This is a genomic window from Dietzia cercidiphylli, from assembly GCF_014145145.1.
GTDB classification, from domain to species: domain Bacteria; phylum Actinomycetota; class Actinomycetes; order Mycobacteriales; family Mycobacteriaceae; genus Dietzia; species Dietzia natronolimnaea.
Window position 1 is genome coordinate 1 of sequence record NZ_JAALEA010000272.1, and the last position, 8,346, is coordinate 8,346.

Annotated in this window: 6 protein-coding genes; all 6 read left to right on the forward strand. The window is 53.9% G+C overall.

Going from position 1 to position 8,346, the window contains the following annotated elements:
• Window positions 1-1,788, forward strand: a 1,788-nt coding sequence (locus G6028_RS10215; protein ID WP_182658793.1) for a nucleoside-diphosphate sugar epimerase/dehydratase, incomplete at its 5' end; no start/stop codon positions are given.
• A complete protein-coding gene (locus tag G6028_RS10220; protein ID WP_182658794.1) occupies window positions 1,785-2,714 on the forward strand; it encodes an NAD-dependent epimerase/dehydratase family protein in 930 nt (309 codons plus the stop codon). The genes G6028_RS10215 and G6028_RS10220, both read left to right, overlap by 4 nt.
• The gene (locus G6028_RS10225) at window positions 2,711-3,973 is read left to right on the forward strand and encodes a nucleotide sugar dehydrogenase (RefSeq protein WP_182658795.1); all 1,263 of its coding nucleotides are present in this window, start codon (window positions 2,711-2,713) and stop codon (window positions 3,971-3,973) included. Before G6028_RS10220 ends, G6028_RS10225 begins: the two co-directional genes overlap by 4 nt.
• 121 nt (window positions 3,974-4,094) lie before the next feature.
• Complete coding sequence (gene asnB / locus G6028_RS10230; protein WP_206685743.1) at window positions 4,095-5,957, forward strand: asparagine synthase (glutamine-hydrolyzing); 1,863 nt, start codon at window positions 4,095-4,097, stop codon at window positions 5,955-5,957.
• A 127-nt stretch (window positions 5,958-6,084) separates the two neighbouring features.
• Window positions 6,085-6,600 (forward strand): acyltransferase, encoded by a 516-nt coding sequence (locus G6028_RS17915; protein ID WP_277817594.1) that lies wholly within the window; start codon window positions 6,085-6,087, stop codon window positions 6,598-6,600.
• A gap of 114 nt (window positions 6,601-6,714) precedes the next feature.
• Window positions 6,715-7,878, forward strand: a complete 1,164-nt coding sequence (locus G6028_RS10240; RefSeq protein ID WP_182658798.1) for a lipopolysaccharide biosynthesis protein — start codon at window positions 6,715-6,717, stop codon at window positions 7,876-7,878.
• Window positions 7,879-8,346 lie beyond the last annotated feature (468 nt).

Genomic DNA, 8,346 nt, shown 5'->3' on the forward strand with positions numbered 1-8,346 from the left:
CTAGCTGACTCCATTCTTTGGGCAACGGCATTCACCTTAGCGCTGTGGATGCGTTTCGATTTCTCAGTAGCGCAAGTCGCGAATTCGATGGGGACGCAGCGCTTCTACGCGGTTCTGATCGGCTTTGTGGTGTTAGGTTGCGGCGTCGGATGGTTCGTTGGTCTATATAGAGGGCGGTTTGTCCCCGGAAGCGTGCTAGAGAGTGGCGTGCTGTCGATGGTGTTTATTGGATCCGCCTTCCTGGTATTCGTGGGCCACGCGATTATTGGCGAAAACGGGGAGATTCCGAGGTCGGTTCCCTTAATAACCGGGGCGTTGATCGTACTCGCGGCTTTGATATTAAGATCGCTGGTGCGTGCTAAAGAGCTTTTCGGTGCCGGGGCCGCGAAAGACGCTGAAGCGGTGATAGTATTCGGGGCAGGAAGCGGGGGAAGGCAGCTTGTCCGCCAATTCCGAAGATCAGTGACCTCGAAATACAACCCAGTTGGCATTTTGGACGATGACCCGAGCAAACGGAATATGGTAATCGAAGGCGTGCGGGTGCATGGCGGTCGTGACTATCTCGAGGCACTAGCAACGCGGACCGGAGCAGGAACGCTCATTGTCGCCGTGCCGAGTCTACCTGGCGACGACTTGATAGACGTTCGCGACAGAGCTGAAGCCGCGGGTCTAAATGTCTTAGTCCTGCCGCCGTTGGACTCGTTGATGACAGGGCGTGTGGCAGCGACAGAACTACGAGAGATCAACGTAAATGATTTATTGGGTCGCAAGCCGGCGAAGCTGAACCAAACGCAAATAGCAGAATATATTCGGGGGAAACGAATACTGGTTACTGGCGCCGGCGGATCGATAGGGTCCGAGCTGTGCCGTCAAATCATTAGGTTCCGTCCGGCCGAGCTCATGATGTTGGATCGGGATGAATCCGGCCTGCACTCGGCACAATTATCAATAAGTGATCAGGCGATGCTGGACGGCGATGATACGATTCTCGCATCCATCCGAGACCGCGATTCAATTATTGACATTTTCGCTAAGCGTCGACCTGAGATCGTGTTCCACGCTGCGGCACTCAAGCATATGCCGCTTTTGGAGAGATACCCTCTAGAAGCCTTGAAAACAAACGTGCTGGGTACTCTGAACTTGCTTGATGCAGCAGAGAGTACCGGAGTAGCCACATTCGTAAACATCTCGACGGACAAGGCAGCTAATCCCTGTTCGTCATTGGGTACTAGTAAGCGAATCGCTGAAAAACTGACGGCGACGAAGGCGGCTAGTAGCAGCGAGGGAAAGTACGTATCGGTCCGATTCGGAAACGTACTAGGATCTCGAGGTTCGGTGCTGACTGTATTTGAGAAACAGATTGAGAACGGGGGCCCGCTGACAGTTACCGACCCTGAAGTCAACCGGTTCTTTATGACAATTCAGGAGGCCTGTCAATTGGTTCTTCAAGCAGCGGTTGTCGGCGACAGCGGCGAAACCCTTGTCCTTGATATGGGCGAGCCGGTAAAAATTGCGGATGTTGCTAGAACGCTGATTGAGCAGTCCGGGAAGAGTATCGAGGTCGTGTACACCGGGCTACGAAACAACGAAAAGCTTGCAGAAGAGCTGTTTGACGACTCCGAAACCCCGGTCGTCGGGGAAAAGCACGAAGCGCTCTCTGAAGTGCGGGTTCCCCCAGTTGACCTAGATTTAGGCTATGTGCTGTCGATAAAAACGAACGAAGATGCTCGGTTATGGCTGGATGAGAATTCCAGCACCAAGCCGAAATTATCATGGGAGAAAGCGTGAAGATACTTATTACTGGGGGCGCCGGCTTCATTGGCTCCAACCTCGCACGTATGGCGACAGTGGCGGGTCACGAAGTGCGCATAATCGATGATCTCAGCACAGGAAACATGCGGAACATCGATGGCCTGAACGTTGATTTCAGAAAAAACTCCTTCCTGGATAAGCAGGCGCTTTCGTCGGCCATGGACGGGATCGATTCTGTAGTCCACCTGGGTGCGCTAGGTAGTGTGCCGCGAAGCGTTCAGGATCCTGTAGCGACTCATGAGGCAAACGCGACCGGCACGCTTAACGTGCTTCTCGCTGCTCGTGACGCAAGCGTAAGCCATGTCTCGGTCGCGTCGTCGTCGTCAGTCTATGGAATGAACCCTGCGATGCCCAAAAGCGAAAGAGAATGGGTACGAGCAATGAGCCCGTACGCTGTAAGCAAGCTCGCAACTGAACAGTACGCATTGGCGTTTCAGCAGGCGTACGGCATGAGCACACTGGCGTTCCGGTTTTTTAATGTTTACGGGCCCTGGCAGAGGGCGGGTCACGTTTACGCTGCGGTTATCCCGATATTCATTGACTCGTTATTGAGAAACCAGCCTTTGCCGATAAACGGAGATGGTACGAATTCAAGAGACTTTACGTACGTTGGTACTGTTTGCGAAGTGCTGTTGGAAGCCGCAGAAAAAAAGGTGACGCATGCCGAGCCGGTGAACTTGGCCTTCGGTACCAATACCTCTTTGCTAGAACTCGTCGGCCAGATTGGCTCGCTGGCCGATAGCGCGCCAACAGTTGAATTTCGTGACCCTAGACCTGGAGACGTGAAGCACTCTCAAGCGGTAAATAGAACGCTTACCGGCCTGTTTCCGAATGTAATACCGGTCCCCCTAGAAATCGGACTAGACCGCACTTTCAACTGGTTCGTTGAGGAGTATAAATGAGTACGCTGGTTGTAATCGGGCAGGGCTATGTTGGTCTGCCAATGGCGCTCCGAGCAGCGCAAGCTGGTCACGAAGTGATCGGTTTGGACCTGAACGAGACGGTCGTTGAGAATCTAAACAGAGGCACGTCGCACATCGACGATGTGACGAGCGGCATGCTTGCGGCTGGGCTAGAAGGCGGCTACAAAGCCACTTTGGATCCCAGATGCATAAGGGAAGCCGACGTCGTGGTTGTTTGTGTGCCAACCCCCTTGAGCGCAGACGGTGGTCCCGATCTGCGGGCGGTGGAGGCGACCGCTAGAACAATCGGCGAACATGTCCAGCCGGGTGCAGTTTGCATCCTCGAATCTACTACTTATCCGGGAACCACGGAGGAGATTTTTGCTCCGCTGGTGACTGCTAATGGTTATACGGTTGGCAAAGACCTACATGTTGCTTTTTCGCCCGAGCGAATTGATCCAGGGAACCAGATTTACGGCGTAAAAAATACGCCGAAAGTCGTCGGAGGTATCACCGAACAGTGCACCGAAAAAGCTCGCGACTTTTACGCCTCGTTTATTGACACGGTAGTTCCGGCTAAGGGGGCGAAGGAAGCGGAGATGGCGAAGCTATTGGAGAATACGTTTCGCCATGTGAATATCGCGCTGGTTAATGAGATGGTTCGCTTCTGCCAGGAGTTGGAGATTGACCTCTGGGACGCGATTGATGCGGCATCAACTAAACCGTTTGGATTCATGGGGTTTAGGCCCGGGCCGGGAGTTGGGGGTCATTGCATTCCAATTGACCCGTCCTACCTTTCGCATAGGGTGAAGGCAAAGCTCGGGTATGCGTTTAGGATGGTCGAGCTCGCCGAGGAAATTAACCATGCCGCTCCTTGGTATGTTGCCGACCGGTGCAGAGCCATTCTGAATAACGAGCGAAAGCCAGTTAACGGTTCGCGCATTTTGTTGCTCGGGGTTACTTATAAGCCCGACATTTCAGACCAGCGTGAAAGTCCCGCCATACCGCTCGCTAACAGGCTCAACGCTTGGGGCGCGGATATTCGTTACTACGATCCTTTCGTGCCATTGTGGGAGTTCGGCGGCGAGACTCAGATGGAGGGAGAGCGGGAGCTAGAGGTCGCTTTAGGCGAAGCGGATCTGGTAGTGCTGTTGCAACCGCACTCATCGATCGACTTGGCTTTAGTTCAGGCGACCGCCACATGCGTGCTCGACACTCGTGGGGTGATGAGTCGCTCTAAAACCGTACATCTACTCTAACGAGGAATAGTCATTTTAGTGCCCTGTTCCTGCCGGCAACCCCGGCGGGTGGCGCATGACCTGTTGCAAGGAAGACCGGGTCTTCAATCCGAGGGCTCCAAAGTGCGAGGAGGGCGGGTCTATGTGCGGAATAGCAGGAGTGGTATCGGATCGATCTGGTGCGCCGTTGCAAGAAGCTGTTTTCTCGGCGATCGAGGCATTCAAACATCGCGGCCCTGACGAGACCGGTTACGGCGAGTGGCCGGGGACGTTCTTGGCCATGTGTCGGTTATCTATCATTGACTTAAAGCACGGCTCGCAGCCCGTCTACTCAGAGGACGGCGGTGTCGTCGCTGTCTTCAACGGGGAAATTTACAACTACCGGGAATTGGCAAAATCTCTGCGGGAACGTGGCCACGTTCTGAACTCTGATGCCGACTCAGAGGTCCTGGTGCATCTGTATGAAGAGTGCGGTACAGCTTTCCTAGATAAGCTCGACGGCATGTTCGCTATCGCGCTTTATGATAGGAAGGAAGGCGTATTCCTGTTGGCTCGCGACCGGCTCGGTAAGAAGCCGCTGTATTACGCTAACGTTCCTGGGGGCGGCCTGGCGTTCGCTTCGGAGCTTAAGGGGCTAGTTCCGCTGCTTGATCGTCTAGGAATATCAGCGACGGTTTCGGATCAATCGATCTTTGACTATCTTTCCTTCGGTGTTGTACCGCAGCCGGGCACAATCTACAAAGAGATTCGCTGTATAGCGCCTGGTTCCATGATGGTAATGAGTGCGGCTGGTTCAACAGTCACTCAATACTGGTCGCCCACGTTTGAGCCAAAGTTGAGGCTAAGCTACGAGGATGCCAAAGCGAAGACTCGCGAGCTAGTTGGCGCGGCGACGAAGAAGAGACTTGTTTCAGATGTGCCGGTGGGCGTTTTCCTTTCCGGTGGAGTTGACAGCAGCGTCGTAGCGTATGAGATTGCTAAGCAAGGCGGAATAGGTGTCGACGCATTCACAGTTGGTTTCGAGGGTTTCGCGAACGACGAGTCGATGGTGGCGCAGCGGACTGCGAAGAGGTTTGGTCTCAAGAGTCATTCTGTCAGCTTACCGCTATCTCCAGCGGAGCTCATCCCGAAGGTCGTCAAGCATTACGATCAGCCTTACGCTGACTCAAGTGCAATTCCAAGTATGGCGATCTCGGAGTTCGCGAGCAAGCACGTAAAGGTTGTGCTGAACGGAGACGGAGGTGATGAGCTGTTTGCGGGGTACGGTCGCTATTTGATGACGAGATACCTCCAGCGTGGCCTTACTACTCCACCTCGTGCTCGAAAGTTCTTCAGCTTGTTAGAACGCCCAGTGTCGCACGTGCCGGGCAGCGCAGGACGCCGGATTGGGCGGTTGCAGCGGAGTCTTGCTGCAAGCTGGGAGCAACAGTATCTGATGTGGACCGTCGATATGTTCGACACCAGAGACAAGGAACTTGCATGGATCGGTAACCCGCAGAGTCCGAGCGAACGGATAGTCTCCGAGCTCAATATTCCAGCTCTGAATATGCTTGACCGGCAGATTAATGCGGAGCTATCTATAGTTTTGCTTTCCGACTTGCTGGTCAAGATGGATATGGCCACTATGGCGCATTCGGTTGAAGCAAGGTCCCCGCTGCTAGATTTCCATCTCGCTGAATTCGCTTTTCGCTTGCCTGCGAATTTTCGGGTCCGCAACGGTCGACGTAAGGCATTGCTTAAGGACTCTTACCGGGGTCTCATCCCGGACGAGGTTATCGACTCTCCTAAGCGCGGTTTTTCCGTACCTATGGGGGAATGGATGGGCAACGATTTGCGCCCGATGGTCGGTGACTTGTTTGAATCCGGAGAGCCCTTGATTTCGTCGTATCTCGATCCCATGTTCGTTCGACGCTTGTTCAATGGCACCGAGATGGCGAACAAGAACACTGATTTTCTTCGGTATAGTCTGCTTGTTTTGGAGCTATGGCTGAGGGATCGCCCTTAGTGGTCAGCTAGTCTCATCACTTCGCGGAATTCAGCTGTTCAATCTCATTGTTCTTAGTGGGCGAGAACTGTATTCGAGTTGATAGGTCATTTTCACATTAGTTCGGAGAGGTGTTCGGATTATGATTATGAGAGTCTTTAGAAAGATCGCGGACCGACTGTTTGTACGAGTCGCCCCGAGCCGCTACCTTCGCGCTAAGGGCGTTTTGTTCGGCACCAATTGCTCGTTTCTCGATGTGTCTATCGCTACTTTTGGCTCGGAGCCATATTTGGTGTCGCTTGGTAGCCGGGTGCGCGTGACTTCGGGGGTTAGGTTCATTACCCACGACGGCGGTGTATGGGTGGCGCGAGAGGATGATCCTAGGTTGGATGTCTTCGGCCGCATCGTGGTTGGGAACAACGTCTTCATCGGTGTGAATTCTATAATTTTGCCCGGCGTCAACATCGGCGATGACGTCGTGGTCGGAGCAGGGTCGGTTGTGACTAAAGACGTTCCAAGCGGGTCGGTGGTTGCTGGTTGCCCGGCGCGTGTTTTGGATTCCGTGGAAAGCTATGTAGCCAAGTCGTCGAGAAAGGGAGTACCTACTAAACAGATGTCAGCAGTCGAGAAAAGACGGTTCCTGGAAAGCAGCGTATGGCTGTAGCTGTCTGGAAACTGCCTGTTTTGCGGAAAGAAATAGGCGCGTGATCTAGTCAGTTCATTCACCACCTTCTGTCATTTCGATCTAGGAGCGGTAGTGCTACGGTTAGGTTCGTTCGTGAGGGGTGATACCTTCCGCGCCACTGTAATCCGATTTATCGCAATTGGTCTAGGGGTTCTAGCCAGTGTGTTGATGGCGCGATTGGGGGGTGCCGAGACGAAAGGTTCTTTTTCTTCGATAGTTGCAGCGGGCAACCTTTTATTTGCAGTGATTAATTGTGAATTGGCTTCGGAGGTGGTCCGGCACGGCAAGAAATCTGGATCTCAGGAGCGGTCTGCGTACTGGATGGCACCATATTGGGTCGCATACTGCGTTTCGGGCGCCGTGCTCTTTGTATTGTTGCATCCACTGTTGCCGTTTTTAGCCTACGTTGTCGCGGCAGCGTGCGCGATAACTGTACTTAATCAGGCCGGCGTTATTATGAATGGCCGATATGGTCCGATGCGCTTTGCCGTCCTGGTGCTTGTTCAGCAAGCTTCAGTTTTGCTTATTACTATCGTTTTGGGCCTCTTGGGTGGCCTGAATGAGGGCACGACTGTGATCATTGTCGTGGGGAGCATGCTGACGGGCGTTGCCTTGTCGATACCGACACTGTTCCGCGTTGGCGAATCGTCGCAAGTGGCTCGACCCAAAGCGTATAAATCGATCCTACGCGGTGCTCACTGGGTACCTAATCGAGTCAGCCAGATGGCGTTGAGCCGAGCGGACCTCTTGGTTGTGTACCTAATCGTTGGTCCGGCCGGAGCCGGCATTTATTCGGTGGGTATTTCGTTTAATATTTTGATTGAGATCGCTCCCAGTCAATACAGCTGGCGCGCCCAGTACCTCGCGGCCAATGGAATGGCTCATTCAGTACCTCGGATGGTTAGAAAGGCCCTGTTTCTCGGCTTGGTTTGTGCCGGCCTGGTTGGCTTGGTCGGGTATCCTCTAATTGTTTTAATGTACGGCCGAGAATTTGAGCCCTCGTATCCTGTGCTTCTCGCTAGCCTCGTCGGTGCTGCGGCGCTTCCACCGTATCAGACCTTTTGCAATTCGATTCGCATAACTGGTAGTCACCGAATTCCGACGGCGACTGGCGCATTAGGCGTGGCGGTAATGCTTGCATGCATAGTACCGCTGACTAGTCTCTTTGGACTGGTTGGTGCGGCGGTGGCGTCGTCTCTCGGCTGCTTTTGCGCATTAGCGTCGATGGCGGTTGCATACCGAATCTATATACGTTGACTCCTAGTGATTTCCACGTGGCCGTGTCCTCCTGCCGGGGCGCCTTGCCTTTCGAGTTGATGGTGGCCATGAGGCGCTTGTGCCCACTCTATCTATACTGACGACGGAGGTTGTGTCTTCGGTCGGCATGGCGGGATGAACTGAGGTAAGCCTCCGTGTGAGGTTTGAAAGCGACTAAGCATCTACGCCCACAACGGGTGTCTTCGTGTCCCATGCTAACGCGACATCGACGCCGAGCCTGTCAAGAGTTCTGTGTAACAAGGTGGTCAGAGCTAGCGGTTAATGTGGTTGGCTGGTAGGGCCAGAAGGTACTGCGATTCCGGCGACTTGGTGCTTCGCGGGCCACGTGGGGTGGTCTGCTTGGGGCGAGGCGTCGCGAATGCGCCGTCTTTTCCTTTTTGATGAGGCTCGCGTGGCCGACTAAAAGGCCATGGTGACGTTGGCGCTGGCCGGGCATAGCTACAGCGA

Bases quoted from the DNA above. Each gene is read 5' to 3' on its own strand.
- G6028_RS17915 (WP_277817594.1), top strand. From the start codon at position 6,085: ATGAGAGTCTTTAGAAAGATCGCGGACCGACTGTTTGTACGAGTCGCC.
- asnB (WP_206685743.1), top strand. From the start codon at position 4,095: ATGTGCGGAATAGCAGGAGTGGTATCGGATCGATCTGGTGCGCCGTTG.
- G6028_RS10225 (WP_182658795.1), top strand. From the start codon at position 2,711: ATGAGTACGCTGGTTGTAATCGGGCAGGGCTATGTTGGTCTGCCAATG.